Source organism: Planococcus sp. VCh962 (assembly GCF_057748275.1).
In genome coordinates, this window is record NZ_JBYLHS010000002.1 from 302,287 (window position 1) to 320,460 (window position 18,174).

Here is an 18,174-nt window from a genome sequence, read left to right on the forward strand (position 1 = left end):
AATAAATGACAATTCCAAAAGAACAGCACGTGCTCGTTGTCTTCCCTCACCCGGACGATGAAGCGTTCGGCGTTTCAGGAACGATTGCTACGCATATTAAACAAGGCACACCCGTTACATACGCTTGTTTGACACTTGGTGAAATGGGCCGTAATTTAGGAAATCCACCTTTTGCCACAAGGGAATCACTGCCGCAGATCCGGAAAAAAGAATTGCTCGCTTCTGCTGAAGCAATGGGGCTGACCGACTTGCGGATGATGGGACTGCGAGACAAGACCGTTGAATTTGAAGATGATGAAAAAATGGTCGGCATGATGACCGATTTAATCAATGAGCTGAATCCTTCACTGGTTATCACATTTTATCCTAATCTTTCGGTGCATCCTGACCACGAGGCAACGGCACGGGCAGTTGTCCGCGCAGTTCGCCGTATGAAAGACCGTCCGAAACTCCATTGTGTGGCTTTTGCCAACAACACACTGGAAGTTCTTGGAGATCCGGATATCGTTTACGACATTACACCGGTGCGCGACCAGAAAATGAATGCCATGAAAGCGCATATTTCCCAGACCGCCTGGATGCTCGAAGAAATGGAGCATAAACTGGCTCAAGGGGATGCAGAAACGGAAAACTGGCTGACAAAAGAACGTTTTTATAATTACCGGTGGCACCAAGATTTTGAAGATTCCTTTTAAAAAAACAGCCTTATTTTCTTTTTAGAAAATAAGGCTGTTTTTTTTAACTTTTTTCAGATAATATAAACTTTGGTTATAAAGCATTTAAATGGGGAATAATGCTGTATAATTACTATTCATCACGTGTTTTCATGCACAAGGAAAAGGGGTTTATTCGTGAAAAAGTTTACACTTTCGACCTGGCTATTGTTTTTGATTCCATCTGTCCTGGGCGTGTTCTTGTTTATCGTGCCGGTACCAACAGATGAAGGCTGGGTAGTACCAATTGCTTTACTCGCCAATTGGATGGCCGGTAAAATCGATTCATTTTCACCATGGATCATGCTCGTTATTATGCTGATAGCTGCCATCGGGTCCTTATTCAGTATTACTAGAAAAGTTAATGAGCACCATACAGTCTCATTCTTTGATAGATTATTCAACGTCAATTTGTTTTGGACAATCGTCCGGATTATCGGAGCGGTTTTTGCCGTTATGGTTTTGTTCCAAGTTGGGCCGGAAGCGGTTTGGAGCGCAGATACAGGCGGTCTTTTACTCTCCCCTGATGGGCTTTTGTCATTCCTATTTACCATCTTCTTGTTCGCAGGACTGTTTTTACCACTTCTGATGAACTTCGGCCTTCTGGAATTGTTTGGTACGATGATGGTGAAAGTCATGCGTCCTTTGTTCCGTTTGCCTGGCCGTTCATCGATTGATGCCCTTGCATCATGGGTAGGAGACGGAACGATTGGTGTTCTTTTAACCAACACGCAGTATATTCAAAATAAATATACACAGCGTGAAGCTGCAATTATCGGTACCACTTTCTCAGTTGTGTCAATTACCTTTGCCATTGTCGTCATCCAGCAAGTCGGACTTGGCCAATACTTCCTGCCGTACTATGGAACTGTTATTTTGACAGGCATTGTGCTTGCGCTTATCATGCCGCGCATTTTCCCATTAGCCAAAAAGCCGACCACGTTTATGAACGGGCAGCCTCAAGATACGATGTCTGAAGAAGTTCCGGAAGGATACAATGTTGTCACTCATGGTGTTGAAAACGCTTTAACAAAAGCTGAAGAGAACAAATCAGCTGGGGAATTCTTTAAAGACGGCTTTAAAAACGTCTTGGATATGTGGATCGGTGTTGCACCAGTCGTTATGGCGTTCGGTACGGTCGCCTTGATGCTTGCTACCTACACACCTATTTTCACGATTCTCGGAAAACCTTTCGAGCCATACTTAAATTTATTGGGTATACCCGAAGCAGAAGCAGCAGCACAGCTGATGGTAGTCGGATTTGCCGATATGTTCTTGCCGGCTATACTTGCTGCAAGCACGATTGAATCGGAACTGACGCTATTTGTAGTTGCTACCATGTCCGTCACTCAATTGATCTATATGTCTGAAGTTGGCGGATTGCTGCTTGGCTCTAGAATTCCGGTTAACATCCTGGATTTAGTTGTCATTTTCTTGCTCCGCACAATTATTGCTCTGCCAATCGTTGCAGGAGTAGCCCACCTATTATTTTAATCAAACCTTAAAGGCCGTCCGCATTTCACTTTGCGGACGGCCTTTTTTTATTGGAATTTATGAAATTAACTTAAAATGAAAAGAGAAACGATATCAAATCGTTTCTCCATTTTTTAAGCGTGAATCAGTTTTTTTTTCAATTTCTCCAGCATGTCAGCCGTCATTGCATCCAAATCGTATGTAGCTTTAAAGCCCCATTCTTTCTCTGCAGCTGAAGCATCGATATTATCAGGCCAGCTGTCGGCAATCGCTTGTCTGACAGGATCGACTTCATATGACATTTTGAAATCAGGAATAAGCTTACGGATTGATGCCGCAATTTCTTCCGGTTCAAAACTCATGGCTGTGACATTAAAAGCATTGCGGTGTTCTAATTTTGACGGATCCGCTTCCATCAGATCAATGATCGATTGAAGTGCATCTGGCATATACATCATATCCATATAGGTACCTTTGTCGATATATGAAGTATAGCTTTGCTGTTCAACCGCTTTATAATAAATGTCCACAGCATAATCGGTCGTTCCTCCGCCCGGTTGTGCGACATTCGAAATTAACCCCGGAAAGCGGACTCCTCGAGTATCCAATCCGAATTTATGGAAATAATAATCGCATAGCAATTCACCTGAAACCTTGTTGACGCCATACATTGTCGTAGGACGCTGCAGCGTGTCTTGCGGCGTATTTTTTTTAGGAGTAGATGGCCCGAATGCACCGATTGAACTCGGGGTAAAAAACTGCAAGTCCAGTTCACGTGAAGCTTCAAGTGCATTGACCAACCCGCCCATATTCAAATTCCAGGCGAGCAGCGGTTTTTCTTCAGCTGTCGCTGACAGCAAGGCTGCCATATGCATCATCGTATCCGCACCAAAGTCCTTTGCTAAATCATGCATTTTTTGCCCGTCTGTCACATCCAGCAGTTCGAATGGGCCTCGATTGTCATTCGCTGGACGGATATCAGTAGCCAGTACATTATCCGCGCCGTATATTCCGCGCAATTTCTCCACCAGTTCAGAGCCGATTTGCCCCAGTGCTCCAGTAATCATTATTCGCTTCATCGTGTAAACTCCTTTCGCCTAAAACAATTGTCCTCTGTGAAAATACATTTCGATCATCGAATTCATTGTCTCAATCAGCTTTGTCTTGTTGTCATTATAAATTGTTCTCTTTAAAAAAACAACAGCTTTCAGTATTTCTCTAAATGAAAAGTCTGAAACTATTCATTTGAACGGTAGTTCCCTTGGTGCTATAATGATACAGTTCTACATGAGCACCGCATTTGTAAATCTGGTCGGTCGTTTGAGCTCTATAAACCAAGTATTCCGCTATGTTTTGTTATCATAGTTTCTTTTTTAATAAAATCGGGTATAAAGAGCGACACGGTACTGTATTTAAATGAAATACAAATGCACTTATAAATAAAAAATTAAAGAAATTGAGGGGATTATTTATGAAGAAGTTTAGTTTCATGCTTTTATTGTTAGTCACAATGTTTTTACTGGCGGCCTGTGGCGGCGGTTCTCCGGAAGAAGATCCAACAACAGATGACGCAACCGGTTCCGGAAGCTCTGAACAAGATGTCTTGGCGAATGTTCAAGAAGAAGGCACGTTGCGTGTGGGTACGGAAGGGACTTATCCTCCTTTCACATTCCATGACGATTCCGGAAAATTGACCGGCTTTGATGTAGAAATTGCACAGGAAGTTGGAAAGCGACTTGGCGTAGAAGTGGAATTTTTGGAAACTCAATGGGATGCCATGTTTGCCGGTTTGGATGCCGGACGTTTTGACATGGTAGCAAACCAGGTTGGGATCAACCCTGATCGCCAGGAAAGCTACGATTTCTCGGATCCATATATCACTTCCACAGCTGTATTGGTCGTATCGAAAGACAATGGAGAAATCAAAAGTTTTGAGGATCTGGAAGGAAAATTGTCTGCCCAGTCTTTAACAAGCAACTATGCAGAAACTGCACGTTCTTTTGGGGCTGAAATCGAAGGTGTTGAAGGTTTTAACCAAGCCATCGAATTATTGAATTCTGGACGCGTCGATGCGACAGTGAATGATAACTTAACGGTACTGGACTTTTTGAAACAGCGCCCGGATGCCAACATCAAAATTGTTGATGAAGCATCGGATGCAGCCCAAAGTGGACTGTTGTTCCGTAAAGACAGCGGCGCTATCGTTGAAGAAGTCAATACTGCATTAGCTGAAATGATTGAAGACGGAACTTACGATAAAATTTCTGAAAAATGGTTCGGCGAAAATGTACTTAAATAGTATTTTCTCCAACCCAGTCCGTATGGAACGGCTCACGGAAATATCACAGTCAGCCTGGATTCCCTTATTAGAAGGATTGATCCAATACACCATACCTCTAACATTGATTTCATTTGTTTTGGGACTGATTTTAGCAGTACTGACTGCTTTGGCACGCATTTCGACTGTTAAAATCTTGCAGTATATTGCACGGGTTTATGTGTCGATTATCCGCGGCACGCCCTTATTGGTTCAGCTTTTTATCTTGTTTTACGGATTGCCGACAGTCGGGATTGTCATTGACCCATTCCCCGCGGCCATCCTCGGTTTTTCCTTGAATGTCGGGGCGTATGCCTCTGAAGTCATACGTGCTTCCATCCTTTCCATACCGAAAGGGCAATGGGAAGCAGCCAACACGATTGGAATGACTTACGTGCAATCGCTTCGCCGAATCATCTTGCCGCAGGCGGCACGTGTTTCCGTTCCACCGCTTTCAAATACGTTTATCAGTTTGGTCAAAGATACTTCGCTGGCTTCGCTCATTCTCGTAACTGAGATGTTCCGTATCGCCCAGCAAATTGCCGCTACAAATTATGAGTTTTTATTGTTATACGGCCAAGCAGCACTTATTTACTGGGTCGTTTGTTTCTTATTGTCAATCGGACAAGGCAGGTTGGAACATCGTTTTGACCGGTATGTATCTCGATAATACAGGCATGCAAAGACTGCAGTAAGGAGAGAAATATGATTTCCATTAAAAATTTACACAAGAAGTTCGGCAATCTTGAAGTGCTGAAAGGCATTGATTTAGACGTCCAAAAAGGCCAGGCGGTCGTCGTTATCGGCCCTTCCGGATCTGGTAAAACAACTTTCCTAAGATGCTTGAACATTTTAGAGGTGCCTACTGCCGGATCAGTTACGATTGATGGACAAACCGCTGATTTTTCCAAACCTTTTCCTAAAAGGCAAATCACAGCTTTCCGAAAACAATCAGCGATGGTTTTTCAGCATTATAATTTGTTTCCTCATATGACGGCGATTGAAAACGTCATGGAAGGCCCGGTTGTTGTCCAAAAACAGGACAAAGCTGCGGCTCGAAAAAAAGCCGAAGAAATTTTAACGAAAGTCGGGCTCGCAGATAAAATGGATTACTACCCTTTCCAATTGTCTGGCGGCCAGCAGCAGCGCGTCGGCATCGCACGTGCGCTTGCGCTGGAACCGAAAGTCATGCTTTTCGATGAACCAACTTCCGCGCTGGATCCGGAACTTGTCGGTGAAGTGCTGCAAGTTATGAAAGACTTGGCTTCTGAAGGAATGACCATGGTTGTTGTAACACATGAAATGCGTTTTGCAAAAGGCGTAGCGGATGAAGTTCTTTTTATGGATGGCGGAAAGATTGTCGAACGCGGCAAACCGGAAGACATCTTTAACAACCCTAAAGAAGAACGCACACAGCAATTTTTAAACTTAATTGAAAAAACAGATGTCATTTAAAAACACGCTGCCGAAATTCGGCGGCGTGTTTTTTATGTACTTTGAATAATCATTCTGAAAACGTGTTATTTATACCATCTCTATTGCCACTCCCTTTTCTCCGAATGTATACTGATAACAATGTTTATATTTCAAAGTTGAGGAGGATCATGCCTATGCAATCAGCTATAATGACAAAAATCGAATCGCTTTTTGAAGAAATGGTTGAAACACGCCGCCACCTTCATATGTATCCTGAATTATCTCACCAGGAAGTCCAGACCCCAGCTTTTATTGCGGACCGCTTGGAGGAAATGGGCGTGGAAGTTCGGCGCGGTTTTGGCGGACGCGGCGTAGTCGGCTATATCCGCGGAGGAAAGCCGGGCAAGACGATTGCTTTCCGCGCTGATTTTGATGCCTTGCCGATCGATGACAAAAAAGAAGTTTCTTATAAATCGACAGTAGCCGGGGTTATGCACGCATGTGGACATGATGGCCACACGGCAGGGCTGCTAGGTTTTGCAAAAGCGATGGCCTCGATGAAAGATGAGCTGCCTGGAACGATTGTGCTGATTCACCAATTCGGTGAAGAATTGTCTCCAGGAGGAGCACGCGGCATGATTGCGGATGGATGTCTAGATGGCGTCGATTTGGTTTACGGTGCCCATATTCAAAGCAAGATGGAGAATGGCTACGTCTTTGTACGAGATGGCTATTTGCAGGCCGCTGAGGATGCTTTTAAGATTATTGTTAAAGGATATGGCACGCATGGCGCAGAACCGCATACAGGCACTGATCCGATCTTGGCAGCGAGCCATATTATGATTGCCCTTCAATCGATTGTCAGCCGCAATGCAGATCCGCTGAAGGAACTCGTCGTTTCCATCGGTAAATTCCACGCCGGTGATGCGGACAATGTGATTCCGAGCGAAGCGATTATGGAAGGCACCATTCGGGTATTTGATCCGGCTCTGCGCAAACTGGCCAGTGAACGGCTCACCGCTATTGTGGAAAACGTGGCACGTGCAATGGGAGCTGCAGCTGAAGTAGTGATTGAAACCGGCTACGATGCATTGTGGAATCATCCGGAAGCGATGGATATCGTACGCCAGGCAGCAAGCGAAACCATTGGTGCGGAACACGTCATCGATATCGACCCGGTTATGCCGGTTGAAGACTTCGCTTATTATACGCAAGTAAAACCAGGCGCTTATTTTTTTGTTGGAGCGAAAATGGCTGATGACAATTTGAGTTATCCTCACCACCACGAAAACTTCGATTTTAATGAAGAAGCCATGGTGCTTGCCGCAAAAGTGTTTGCAGCGACTTATTTTAAGGCACAAGCGATGTAAAATTGCTAAAGCGGATGCATGGTGCATCCGCTTTTTTTCTGGAAAAACGTATTTATTAGTTAACCGAGCGTATTTTCTCGGTTACTGGTCATATTTTTCGAGTTACTGGGCGTATTTTAACCTTTACTGGGCGTATTCCGCCGAACCAATAAAAAAACCCGCCAAGATGGCGGGTTTTCGCTTATTTAATTGATAACGCCTAGTTCTTTGCCGACTCTTGCGTAAACTTCGATCGCATTGTCGAGCATTTCTTTTGTATGCGCCGCTGTAGGCATGTTGCGGACGCGTCCGGTGCCTTTCGCAACTGTCGGGAAGACGATCGATTTCGCATAAACGCCTTCTTCGAATAGACGCTTCGAAAACTCCTGCGTCAATTTCTCGTCGCCGATAATGCAAGGTGTGATTGGTGTTTCTGAGTCGCCAATGTTGAAGCCAAGCTCTTTCAAGCCTTTTTTCAAGTAATCGCCATTGTCCCAAAGCTTGTCATGAAGCTCCGTTGAGTCGATGATCATCTGCAGCGCTGAAATGATTGCTGCCACGTCGCCAGGAGTCACGGCTGTAGAGAACAAGAATGGGCGTGAACGGACTCTCAGCCAGTCGATCAAGTTCTGTTTACCGGCTACATATCCACCGACAACGCCAACCGCTTTCGATAAGGTACCCATTTGCATGTCGATTTCTTTTTCCAAACCGAAATGTTTCACGGTGCCTTTCCCTTTTCCTGTCACGCCTGACCCGTGTGCGTCATCTACATATGTGATCAAATCGAATTCTTTCGCGATTTCCACGATCTCCGGAAGTTTTGCAATGTCGCCGTCCATCGAGAACACGCCGTCTGTAATGACCATCACTTTATTGTAAAGGCCGGATTCTGTCGCTTCTTTCGCTTTTGCGCGAAGGTCTTCCATATCCGAGTGTTTGAACGCGATAATTTTCGCTTTGGACAAACGGCAGCCATCGATGATCGAAGCATGGTTCAACTGATCAGATAAGATCGCATCGTTTTTATCCATGACTGCAGAAATCGCCGCCATATTGCAGTTAAAGCCGGACTGGTATGAAATCGCAGCTTCCGTCCCTTTGAATTCCGCCAATTTTTCTTCCAGTTTCACGTGCAGGTCAAGCGTTCCGTTAATCGATCGGACTGCCCCAGCGCCAACGCCGTATTTATCAATAGCGTCTTTGGCCACTTGCTTCAAGTCTTCGTTAGTCGCAAGCCCCAAATAGTTGTTTGAAGACAAATTGATCAATTCTTTGCCACGCACTTTGATGATCGGGCCATTCGGTCCTTCTACCGTATCAACTTCGTTATATAAGCCCTGCTCTTTCAATTCGCTCAGGTTTGTTTCTAAAAATGCATCCAATTTTTTTGACAATGTCCTCTTCCTTTCGAAACCGATTTCACTTTCCATCTTATCATAACGCAAAATTTTCCCAAAAGAAAAAGCGGACCGAGGTCCGCTTTCGTCTTACTTTTTATTGCCTTTGTTCGGGTTGTCTTTTTTGTATAGCACTTCATAAGTGAATTCCTGCGCTTCTTTTTGGTTTGGCGCTGCCGCAAAAGAAGTGATCATCTTGACGTTGCCTTCACGAAGGACTTGCTGAAGATCCAATGCTTCTTTATTCGTCACATTAAACGGATCTACATGGAAGACGCGTTCTTGTCCATTTTTCTTCGTTTGAATGAATGTTGTCGTGAAATCAACGTATTCGCCTTTCAACTCGCCAAGCGATTTGAAAGGTTCAGTTGAAGTACCATCAGCGGAGAAGTCACCAAGTTCAACATTTTTAATGAACCATCCTTTGTCGTTATAGCCCCAGTCCGTCATATTGCGGAATGAAACCAGTACATCTTTGCCGGCATAAGCAGACAAGTCGAATGTTTCAGTGGACCAGTTCAGTTTATGGCCTGTAAAGCCAGGAACGTTCGCTTTGATGGTCGGATGCCCTTCAGCCACTACATCGCTGCGAGTGTTTTCATTTTCCAATGAAGTCCACGTTTCGCCGTTATCCGTAGAAACTTGTACGGCTGCAAAATCCCATTGTTCTTCAATGTCGTAATAATGGTCGAACGTCAATGCCGGATTTTCTGCCGGAACTGTTGCTCCGAAAATCAATGCCTGGTCGGATTCGTCTCCGTTGTTGGCATGCAATACTTGAGCGCCGGAACCTGCTGGATCAGCCACTGTTGCCCATTGAAGCGGAATAAATTCTGCCCCGTCGAACTTCATGCCGCGCACGTCTTTGCCGAAATCGAATTCTTTAAAGTCGCCGCCCCATGCCGGCACTCCTGCTTTTTCAAATGTTTTCGCTTTTTCGAAATCGACAGTTTTCCCGCGGACTGCTCCTGTTGTGCCAACCGGAAGTTTGCGAAGGTCGATGCTGTCGATATCGAATTGCTTGCCGGCTTTCGGATTGTCCAAAGTCAGAGCCGCCATGAAGTCCTGGTACACTTCAGCAAAAGTCTTGTCTGAACCATACTTTTGGAGCACTTCGTCAACGCTTGGCATGCCTTGGCTAGAGCCGTTCACTGCTAATTCACGGATAAACTCCTGGCCAAATTTGTCGTACATGTACAAAGTGAATAAATACACTTGGCCGTAATCAGCAATTGTTTCAGGACCCGTTTTGGCTGTCCCGTGCTCATCCCAGTTAACTAAAGAGTTTTCCGGATGATCCAGATAGAAGTTGATGGATCCGGCATCATGGCCATAGCCGCCGAGATATTCAGAGAACGTGGACATGCCCTCGTTCAGCCAAGTTTCTTCTGCAGGATCATTATCCGCATGAATCAAATGCTGCAATTCATGGATTGTTGTGCCGAAGAAAGTGGATTCCAAACGTGTTTCCCAAGAGTTTGTATCGATCGTGATGATGTTGCGGTCTGTGTAATTTTCAAGCGTCTGCCAGAAGAATCCAGCTACGAAGAATGGATAAGATGGATTGTCCCAGCCTTCATCGACTACGTTATCTACAAGCATGATGACTTTATCCGAACCTTCATAATAGCCTTCCGGAAGGCCGACCATTTTTGGAAGCGGAGAATTCGAGCCATCCAATTGATCCGGTGTTCCAAAGAAGCTTGTCGCTTTTGGATAGATATTGCTGTCGAATTCAGTGCGCAATTTATCCACTTGTGCTTGAGTTACGACGTCTGCCGGTTTCGGGTTTTTCGGTCCATAAGATAAATCGTTTGCAACCCAGATTTCGACATTGTCACCGACGCTCCGAAGTGTAAAGTCTTTAAATGCCAAATTACGGTTTAAGAATTTTTTTGTTCCGCCATCATAAGTAAACGTGCTCTGTGCTTTTGTTTCAGTTTCAGCATCGTTCACTTCATCAGCTTGCGCTTTGATCTTTTTATCTGCTTCTTTTTTAAAGTTTTCATCTTGGGACAACTCGTTCAGTTTCTGGTCGATGTCCACTCGGTCCCCGTATCTTTCACTATTCCATTCACTTGGTACGGTTGTTGCTGCTTCTGCCGTTGTGGCGGCTGGAGTCAATAACGAAAGCGTCAATGCACTAGCTGAAATGACCGACGCCCATTTGCTCATCTTCATGTTGTATCCTCCTTAAATTGTCAGAATATTACTACTAGATAAGATATTATCATGTTTGACAATTCAGAAGAATATGCTAAAAGATGTATTTCGAAGACCGAAATATAGTGTGTAATTCACTATGAATTTTTCTGTAAAAATAAGTTATTTGATATTTATGATAAATTATTAATTTATTGCACAAAAAAACCGCCAAAAAGGCGGTTTCTCCTATTACTTTAATGCATTTGTTAAATCTTCGATTAAGTCTTCAGCATCTTCAATACCTACTGAAATACGCACCAAGCCTTCCAAAATGCCAAGCTCTCCACGGCGTTCGACTGGAATTGAAGCATGAGTCATTTGAGCCGGTACAGAAATCAAGCTTTCTACCGCACCTAGGCTTTCAGCAAGCGTAAAATACTTCAGTTTCGCAAGCAATTCCCCTGCTTTTTCTTTGCTTCCTACGTCAAATGAAATCATCGCGCCAAATCCAGCTGCCTGCTTCTTCATCATCTCGTGGCCTGTATGCGTTGAGAGGCCCGGATAAATCACAGCGTTAACTGCTTCATGCTGATCCAGGAATTCAGCGATTTTCTGCGCATTGGCAGTTGCTTCTTCCATACGGATACCAAGCGTTTTCAACCCGCGGATCAATAACCATGAATCCTGTGGCCCTAAAATCGCCCCGATTGAATTTTGAATGAAATGAAGGTCCTGTGCCAATTCCGCTGAATTTACTACCACTAACCCAGCTACGACGTCGCTGTGCCCGCCGATGTATTTTGTGGCACTGTGTAAGACAATGTCTGCACCAAGCTTGATCGGGTTTTGCAAGTAAGGCGTCATGAACGTATTATCGACAATCGTCATCAGGTTTCTTGATTTTGCGAAAGCTGAGATTTGTTCGATATCTGTTACTTTCAATAGCGGATTCGTTGGAGTTTCAATGAAAATCGCTTTTGTGTTTTCTTTCACAGCTGCCTCAACCGCTGCTAAATCGCCTGTGTCAACAAACGTGAACTCCAATCCGAAGCGGTTCAAAACTTTATTGACAACGCGGTATGTACCACCGTAAACATCGTCAGTTAAAATAATATGATCTCCAGCCGAGAATAGCATCATAACTGATGAAATGGCTGCCATTCCTGAACCGAAAGCAAAGCCCGCGTGTCCATATTCAACGTCAGCAATCAATTCTTCCAATGCATGGCGTGTCGGATTTCCAGTGCGTGAATATTCATAGCCTTTAAATTTCCCAACAGCTTCCTGTTTATACGTACTTACTTGGTAAATTGGTGTGGAGACCGCTCCAGTTGCTTCATCTCCAAAAATTCCACCATGGATTAATCTAGTTTTCGGTTTCATGAATTGATCCTCCTAAAATGTTCTTCCGTAAATGTCCTGGCTCATATAGCGTTCACTTGAATCAGCAAAAATCGTCACGATATGGCTTCCCGTTTTTGCAGTTTCCGCTTCTCTCATCGCCGCGACAAATGCCGCGCCGGATGAACTTCCGACAAGCAGGCCTTCCCGTTTTGCCAACTCTCTCAAAGCTTCAAATGCTTCTTTATCCAAAATGGTATGAATGGATTCAAAATGGGAACGATCCATATAATCCGGCAAAAATTCCATGCCGATGCCTTCCGTCAAATGCGGACCTGATTTGCCGCCATTGATAATCGAGCCTTCCGGTTCCACAATGACTGTTTTGATGTCTGCATTTTTGGATTTTAAAAAGCGTGAAGTTCCGGCAAACGTACCACCTGACCCTGCTCCGGCTACGAAGACATCGATCTTGCCGTCCAGCGCTTCCCACAGTTCCGGTCCGAGCGTCCGGACATAGGTTTCCGGATTGGCCGGATTTGAGAACTGGGACGGTGAAAAAGCATCAAGCTGCTCAGCCAATTCATTGGCTTTCGCAATAGCGCCTTTCATGCCAAGTTCAGTCGGTGTATTGATCACTTCCGCGCCAAGCGCACGCATCAGCGTCTGTTTTTCCTGGCTGAACTTTTCCGGTACCACAAACTTCACCTTATAACCTTTGCCGATTGCCGCAAGCGCCAAACCGATTCCGGTATTGCCGGCAGTCGGTTCAATCATCGTTCCTCCCGGTTTTAACACTCCCCGGCTTTCCGCATCTTCTATCAAAGAAACACCCAGGCGGTCTTTGACGCTGCCGCCTGGATTAAAGAATTCTAACTTAGCAAAGATCCGGCAATTGTTGGGAATATCGATATGTGTTAACTCCAATAATGGTGTATTGCCAATCAACTGCTGGATTTCGGTTGCAAATTTCATGCCCATTCTCCTTAAACAGTTTCTTCCGCAAATACTTGGCGCCACTCGTCTTTTTTCGCCAGCATTTCACGCGCCAATTCTTTTGCGCCTTCCAAGCTGTGGCTTGCTGCCCATCCGCATTGCACTTCGTTGCAAGCCGGTACTTCGTCCGCCGCAATGACATCTTTTAATGTGTTTTCCAAAATACGCAAAATGTCTTCGTAATCATCGTGGTTGATTACTGATAGATAGAATCCTGTCTGGCAGCCCATTGGGCCAATGTCCACGATTTTATCTGAATGGTTGCGGCTATGCTCCGCCATCATATGCTCAAGAGAATGAAGTCCTGGCATATCCATATGTTCTTTGTTCGGCTGTTTGAAACGGATGTCGTATTTACGAAGTGTATCGCCGTTAACGCCTGTTTTTTCCCCTGCTAAACGTACATATGGAGCTACCACTTTTGTATGGTCCAAGTTGAAGCTTTCTACATTCATCTTTTTCATGCGTATCGTCTCCTTATAAATTAGTGTTTTTCTTTGTGTCCAGTCTCGACGCCTAGCTCCTCGAGACGCTTCAGGTTGGCCTGCGATGGCAAAAACGCCGCTTCGCCAAATCGTCTTACGCCTGTCGGAGCTGAGATAGGCGCTTCAATCTTTCTTAGTAGCGTCTATTAACCAAACATACCCGTTCAACTGAGTGAACTCAACTGAAAAGCCTGCTGCTTCGATCAACTCTTTCATTGCCGGCAGCGTCGTGTAGTATTCGCGGTTTAAATCTTCCACAAGGTTAACATACCCGCGTGACGCTTCGAATTCAATTTTCTGCTGTTTTGCTTCAAGCGATTCAAATACTGTATCCGCAAATACCACTTTGCCGCCCTCTGGAAGCTTTTTCGCATACAGCTGGAAAGCCTGGGCTTTTTCTTCATCCGTCAGATGATGGAAAGCATAGGTGCTGACAAAGGTCTTCGCATTAATTTTATCATCAAATTGCTGAAAATCCCCGTCCATCAATTTTAAATCGACTAATTTTTTAGCTGTTACTTCGCGCATTGCCTGATTTGGTTCAATTCCTGTTACGTCAAGCCCGCGTGCCAGCAATTTCTCTGTCAAGTTTCCGGTTCCTACTCCGAATTCCACTACCGGACTGATGGACAAATCGGCAACCGCCTGCAATATTTCATCGTATTTCACGAAAACATCTTCATATTCTTTATCTTTTCCATAAACGGAATCGTCGTAAGTATGAACCCACTCATCAAATATTTCTACGAACTCGCGTCCCATATAAATTCCCCTTTGATTGCCTATTTTTATAAAACCAATAGCCTTACTTGGTTTTATTTATAACATATTAAAGAAGGCGTTTCAACTTTCTGAAACGCCTATTAAATTTTCAGGACGGGGGGCACATTATCTTTTTTATTAATAATTCTCTTTAACAGTCTTTCAAATTGAGGCAATGAAACTTGTACAATCCTGCCTGTCAATAAGGCAACGGCGACGGTTCCAACTCCTACTGGCCCACCAAGCAGCCAACCGATAAAGGCGACCGTGATTTCAATACCTGCGCGGACGACTGTGATGCTGAGGCCGGTCTTTTCGACAAGGATCAGCATCAAGCTGTCACGCGGGCCTGCGCCGATTCTTGGAGACACATAAAGGCCGACGCCATACCCCGAAATGGTGATTCCGACAAGAAAAATCAAGATTTGCCCCGCCAGCGTTTCAATATCTGGGATCACCCAGTTGAAGATATCGATAAAAATTCCGATCAGCAGCATGTTCAAGAATGTGCCGATTTGCGGGAACTTCCGTGTGAACAGCATTGTGGAAACGATAACCGCTAGGCCGACAACAATCGCCCACGTGCCGATGCTGAAGCCGAAATTTTTGAACAGACCGACATTCAGCACATCCCAAGGGCTGATGCCGAGTTTGTCGGCTTTAATGATCATGGTAAAGCCCAACGCCAATACGATAAGTCCACTAATAAAAAACAGCCAGCGATAAAAAAAAGCGCGTCCCATTCCCATCCTTCTTTCTGTTATGTATTAATAAAAAGCCATCCATTCCAAGGAACGGATGGTTTTCATCTCACTTGAACGGTCAGAGAGTTAAAACACCTACTGATTATTCGTTTTTCTTTGTCATTTAATCGCTACAGCTGCATAGCGGCCGCCAGTCGCTTGAATCAAGTCATCAGGCGCCAGTTTTATTTGCATGCCAATTTTTCCAGCAGAGACGATGATTTCATCCAACGATTTCGCTTGTTCAGCGATAAAGGTCGGAAATGCTTTTTTCATGCCAAGCGGTGAGCAGCCACCGCGAATATAACCGGTCAGGCCCAAAATATCCTTTACGGGCACCATTTCTATTTTCTTTTCACCCGCCGCTTTGGCAGCAGCTTTCAAATCCAGCTCTTCCGCTACTGGAATCACAAAGACATAATTTTGCTTTGAGTTTCCGACAGCTACTAAAGTCTTGTAGACCGTCTCCGGCGGAAAACCGATTTTGGCCGCAACGGATACACCATCGATTTTTCCGTCTTCGGAATCATATTGCATGACATCGTGCGCAATTTTCTCTTTTTCCAATATGCGCGCTGCATTGGTTTTCGCGATTTTCTTTGCCACAGGCTACACCCCATACGCTCCATTTTCAACAAGCATATCATGCCGGCGCTCAAATTTTAATCGTTCTGCCCCAATAATTTCTTCAGCGCATCTGCCATGGCTGTATTCACAGGTACATCGTCCTGCTGTTTCAAGTATTTATTGACATCTTTCTTTGTCGCTTTTGATTGGCTGGCATTGCGTCGTTTTTCGAAAGCCGACAGTTTTTCGCGGTGGCCGCATTGGCAGGCAAACATTTTGCCTTCTCCTTCGCCGCGCATTTCCATGCGTTTATGGCATACCGGGCAACGGGCATTGGTCTGCACCGCCACTTGCTTTTTATAGCCGCATTCGCGGTCCTGGCAGACGTACATCTTGCCGCGTTTGCCGTTTACTTCAAGAAGCGGCTTGCCGCAATCCGGGCATGTTTTGCCGGTAACGTTGTCGTGCTTGAATTTCTTGTCGCTTTTCTTGATGTCCGATACTGACTTCTGTGCGAAAGCGATCATCTCTTTCATGAACTGCTCTTTTTTCAGCTGGCCTTTGGCGATTTTCGTCAATTGCTGCTCCCAGCTCGCTGTCAATTTCGGCGATTTCAAATCTTCCGGAACAAGTTCGAGCAATTGGCGTCCTTTCGACGTAATCGTCAAATCTTTGCCTTTCTTCTCGATGAGGAAGGTATTGAACAATTTATCGATGATATCGCCTCGCGTTGCCACCGTTCCAAGCCCGCCTGTTTCGCCAAGCGTCTGGATCAACTCTTTCGATTCGCCGGCCATGAATTGCGATGGATTTTCCATCGCCCCAAGAAGCGTCCCTTCATTGAAGAAAGCTGGCGGCTTGGTCTTGCCGTCTGTCAGGGCAATTCCTTTTATATGGAGCTTCTGCCCTTTTTCAAATGGCGGCAATGTCGTATCGCCGTCTTCTTCGTCGTCATTGTAGACGCGTTTCCAGCCTTCATTGCGAATCGTATTGCCTTTTGTCTGGAAGGTTTCTCCGCCTGCCGTGATTTTCACCGTTGTCTGGTCGTATTCGTACATCGGATAAAAGACAGCCAGGAACCGCTTGACGATCATGTCGTATAATTTATGCTCTTTATCCGACAAGTTATGAAGCTGCGGCGTTTCTTCCGTCGGGATGATGGCATGGTGATCGCTGACTTTATTGTCATCGACCACGCCTTTTTGCGGAGCCACCGGCGTTTTCAGGATGGTCGCTGCAAGTGCCCGGTAAGGCCCAACTTGCACCGCTTTGATGCGGTCTTTCAACGTATCTTTCATGTCGGACGTCAAATGCTTCGAATCGGTCCGTGGATACGTCACGATCTTATAGCGCTCGTATAAGCCCTGCAGCGTGTTGAGCGTCTCTTTCGCCGACCAGCTATAGCGCTTATACGCTTCTTTTTGAAGTTCCGTCAAGTCGAATAAAGGCGGAGCCGGCTGTTTCTTCGGCGTGACTTTCACTTCCGTGACCGTTCCTTCATGGGTATTGCCCAGTTTGCTGAACAGCTTGTCGATTTTTTCTTTATCGAACGACTGCGTCGAGTTGCCGTCAGTCCAAGTAAAAGCGGCTTGTTCCGTAATCGCCTCCATGCCGTAATACGGCTTCGGCTGGAAATTACGGATCTGCTGTTCGCGTTCAGCAATCATGGCGAGCGTCGGCGTCTGGACGCGCCCGGTTGATAATTGTGCATTGTATTTCACCGTCAACGCACGGGTCGCGTTAATGCCGACCACCCAGTCCGCTTCCGCACGGGCAACCGCTGCCTGGAATAAGTTCTCGTAGGCTTTTCCGTCTTTCAGATTGTTGAAACCGTCTTTGATCGCTTTATCGGTGACGGACGAAATCCACAAACGCTTGATCGGCTTGCGCGTTTTCGTTTTTTCAAGGATCCAGCGTGCTACGAGCTCTCCTTCACGCCCGGCATCGGTCGCGATGATCACTTCTTTGACATCGCTGCGGTTTAATTGTGCTTTTACTGCATTGTATTGCTTCATCGACTGTTTGATTGGCACGAGTTTAAATGGATCCGGAATGATCGGCAGATTTTCCATTTTCCATTCTTTAAAGTCGTTGTCGTATTGTTCCGGCTGCGCCTGTGTCACCAAATGGCCGAGCGCCCATGTCACGACATATTGTTTGCCTTCCAAAAATCCATTGCCTTTTTGTGAACATCCCAGTACGCGTGCAATATCGCGTGCTACGGATGGCTTTTCTGCTAGTACTACTGATTTCAATTTATTCACCCTCATTTCGTATAGCGTATATTATAGCATCTTCCGGTTTTGCTGGCTTTTCACGGGGTTTGGGAAGTGTTTGGCGATTTGCGGACAGTATTTCCTGAGTTTGGACAGTATTTTATGCTGTGTGGACAGTAAACCTCGGCGCTTGGACAGTAACCGGCCTGTTTCCAATTTCTACTTGCTGCCTTTACTTCTGTAAGCTATAT

Annotated in this window: 16 protein-coding genes; 6 read left to right on the forward strand and 10 right to left on the reverse strand. The window is 45.3% G+C overall.

Going from position 1 to position 18,174, the window contains the following annotated elements:
- Positions 1–5 precede the first annotated feature (5 nt).
- The gene (bshB2, locus tag AC3AQ9_RS08860) at positions 6–695 is read left to right on the forward strand and encodes a bacillithiol biosynthesis deacetylase BshB2 (RefSeq protein ID WP_488307101.1); all 690 of its coding nucleotides are present in this window, start codon (positions 6–8) and stop codon (positions 693–695) included.
- Between the two features lie 156 nt (positions 696–851).
- Positions 852–2,207 (forward strand): YjiH family protein, encoded by a 1,356-nt coding sequence (locus AC3AQ9_RS08865; protein WP_488307102.1) that lies wholly within the window; start codon positions 852–854, stop codon positions 2,205–2,207.
- 113 nt (positions 2,208–2,320) lie between these two features.
- Here AC3AQ9_RS08865 and AC3AQ9_RS08870 read toward each other — a convergent pair whose 3' ends face one another.
- Complete coding sequence (locus AC3AQ9_RS08870; protein WP_488307103.1) at positions 2,321–3,265, reverse strand: L-threonine 3-dehydrogenase; 945 nt, start codon at positions 3,263–3,265, stop codon at positions 2,321–2,323.
- 392 nt (positions 3,266–3,657) lie between these two features.
- On the opposite strand from AC3AQ9_RS08870, the gene AC3AQ9_RS08875 reads away from it, so the two are divergent.
- From AC3AQ9_RS08875 to AC3AQ9_RS08890, 4 genes are all read left to right on the forward strand, one after another.
- Positions 3,658–4,485 (forward strand): amino acid ABC transporter substrate-binding protein, encoded by an 828-nt coding sequence (locus AC3AQ9_RS08875; RefSeq protein WP_488307104.1) that lies wholly within the window; start codon positions 3,658–3,660, stop codon positions 4,483–4,485.
- Positions 4,472–5,173 carry an amino acid ABC transporter permease gene (locus tag AC3AQ9_RS08880; protein WP_488307105.1) on the forward strand — a complete coding sequence of 234 codons (702 nt, stop codon included), beginning with the start codon at positions 4,472–4,474 and terminating at the stop codon, positions 5,171–5,173. The genes AC3AQ9_RS08875 and AC3AQ9_RS08880 overlap by 14 nt, the downstream gene beginning before the upstream one ends.
- Before the next feature lie 35 nt (positions 5,174–5,208).
- Positions 5,209–5,958, forward strand: coding sequence for an amino acid ABC transporter ATP-binding protein (locus AC3AQ9_RS08885; protein WP_488307106.1), 750 nt, complete (start codon positions 5,209–5,211; stop codon positions 5,956–5,958).
- A 155-nt stretch (positions 5,959–6,113) separates the two neighbouring features.
- On the forward strand, positions 6,114–7,289 hold the full coding sequence (locus tag AC3AQ9_RS08890) for a M20 metallopeptidase family protein (protein WP_488307107.1): 1,176 nt from the start codon (positions 6,114–6,116) through the stop codon (positions 7,287–7,289).
- Positions 7,290–7,474: 185 nt separating this feature from the next.
- Here the strand turns inward: AC3AQ9_RS08890 and AC3AQ9_RS08895 are convergent, their stop codons facing one another.
- From AC3AQ9_RS08895 to AC3AQ9_RS08935, 9 genes are all read right to left on the reverse strand, one after another.
- The gene (locus AC3AQ9_RS08895; RefSeq protein ID WP_488307108.1) at positions 7,475–8,665 is read right to left on the reverse strand and encodes a glycine C-acetyltransferase; all 1,191 of its coding nucleotides are present in this window, start codon (positions 8,663–8,665) and stop codon (positions 7,475–7,477) included.
- Positions 8,666–8,758: 93 nt separating this feature from the next.
- Positions 8,759–10,849: a peptidase M6 gene (locus tag AC3AQ9_RS08900; RefSeq protein ID WP_488307109.1), complete on the reverse strand. Its 2,091-nt coding sequence runs from the start codon at positions 10,847–10,849 to the stop codon at positions 8,759–8,761.
- Positions 10,850–11,062: 213 nt separating this feature from the next.
- Positions 11,063–12,196, reverse strand: a complete 1,134-nt coding sequence (locus AC3AQ9_RS08905) for a bifunctional cystathionine gamma-lyase/homocysteine desulfhydrase (protein WP_488307110.1) — start codon at positions 12,194–12,196, stop codon at positions 11,063–11,065.
- A gap of 12 nt (positions 12,197–12,208) precedes the next feature.
- A complete protein-coding gene (locus tag AC3AQ9_RS08910) occupies positions 12,209–13,129 on the reverse strand; it encodes a PLP-dependent cysteine synthase family protein (RefSeq protein ID WP_488307111.1) in 921 nt (306 codons plus the stop codon).
- A gap of 11 nt (positions 13,130–13,140) precedes the next feature.
- Positions 13,141–13,614 (reverse strand): S-ribosylhomocysteine lyase, encoded by a 474-nt coding sequence (locus AC3AQ9_RS08915; RefSeq protein WP_488307112.1) that lies wholly within the window; start codon positions 13,612–13,614, stop codon positions 13,141–13,143.
- 144 nt (positions 13,615–13,758) lie between these two features.
- Complete coding sequence (locus AC3AQ9_RS08920; RefSeq protein WP_488307113.1) at positions 13,759–14,397, reverse strand: class I SAM-dependent DNA methyltransferase; 639 nt, start codon at positions 14,395–14,397, stop codon at positions 13,759–13,761.
- Positions 14,398–14,498: 101 nt separating this feature from the next.
- Entirely contained in the window at positions 14,499–15,140 is a 642-nt protein-coding gene (locus AC3AQ9_RS08925) for a YczE/YyaS/YitT family protein (RefSeq protein ID WP_488307114.1), read from the reverse strand.
- Positions 15,141–15,260: 120 nt separating this feature from the next.
- Positions 15,261–15,746, reverse strand: coding sequence for a Cys-tRNA(Pro) deacylase (gene ybaK / locus AC3AQ9_RS08930; protein WP_488307115.1), 486 nt, complete (start codon positions 15,744–15,746; stop codon positions 15,261–15,263).
- 56 nt (positions 15,747–15,802) lie between these two features.
- Complete coding sequence (locus AC3AQ9_RS08935) at positions 15,803–17,977, reverse strand: DNA topoisomerase 3 (RefSeq protein WP_488307116.1); 2,175 nt, start codon at positions 17,975–17,977, stop codon at positions 15,803–15,805.
- Between the last annotated feature and the right edge of the window lie 197 nt (positions 17,978–18,174).

What these genes read in the sequence shown, in the direction of transcription:
- AC3AQ9_RS08870 (WP_488307103.1), bottom strand. Translation starts at nt 3,265, where the DNA reads ATGAAGCGAATAATGATTACTGGAGCACTGGGGCAAATCGGCTCTGAA.
- AC3AQ9_RS08920 (WP_488307113.1), bottom strand. Translation starts at nt 14,397, where the DNA reads ATGGGACGCGAGTTCGTAGAAATATTTGATGAGTGGGTTCATACTTAC.
- bshB2 (WP_488307101.1), top strand. Translation starts at nt 6, where the DNA reads ATGACAATTCCAAAAGAACAGCACGTGCTCGTTGTCTTCCCTCACCCG.
- AC3AQ9_RS08885 (WP_488307106.1), top strand. Translation starts at nt 5,209, where the DNA reads ATGATTTCCATTAAAAATTTACACAAGAAGTTCGGCAATCTTGAAGTG.
- AC3AQ9_RS08915 (WP_488307112.1), bottom strand. Translation starts at nt 13,614, where the DNA reads ATGAAAAAGATGAATGTAGAAAGCTTCAACTTGGACCATACAAAAGTG.
- AC3AQ9_RS08935 (WP_488307116.1), bottom strand. Translation starts at nt 17,977, where the DNA reads ATGAGGGTGAATAAATTGAAATCAGTAGTACTAGCAGAAAAGCCATCC.
- AC3AQ9_RS08890 (WP_488307107.1), top strand. Translation starts at nt 6,114, where the DNA reads ATGCAATCAGCTATAATGACAAAAATCGAATCGCTTTTTGAAGAAATG.
- AC3AQ9_RS08905 (WP_488307110.1), bottom strand. Translation starts at nt 12,196, where the DNA reads ATGAAACCGAAAACTAGATTAATCCATGGTGGAATTTTTGGAGATGAA.
- AC3AQ9_RS08925 (WP_488307114.1), bottom strand. Translation starts at nt 15,140, where the DNA reads ATGGGACGCGCTTTTTTTTATCGCTGGCTGTTTTTTATTAGTGGACTT.
- AC3AQ9_RS08900 (WP_488307109.1), bottom strand. Translation starts at nt 10,849, where the DNA reads ATGAAGATGAGCAAATGGGCGTCGGTCATTTCAGCTAGTGCATTGACG.
- AC3AQ9_RS08880 (WP_488307105.1), top strand. Translation starts at nt 4,472, where the DNA reads ATGTACTTAAATAGTATTTTCTCCAACCCAGTCCGTATGGAACGGCTC.
- AC3AQ9_RS08910 (WP_488307111.1), bottom strand. Translation starts at nt 13,129, where the DNA reads ATGAAATTTGCAACCGAAATCCAGCAGTTGATTGGCAATACACCATTA.
- AC3AQ9_RS08875 (WP_488307104.1), top strand. Translation starts at nt 3,658, where the DNA reads ATGAAGAAGTTTAGTTTCATGCTTTTATTGTTAGTCACAATGTTTTTA.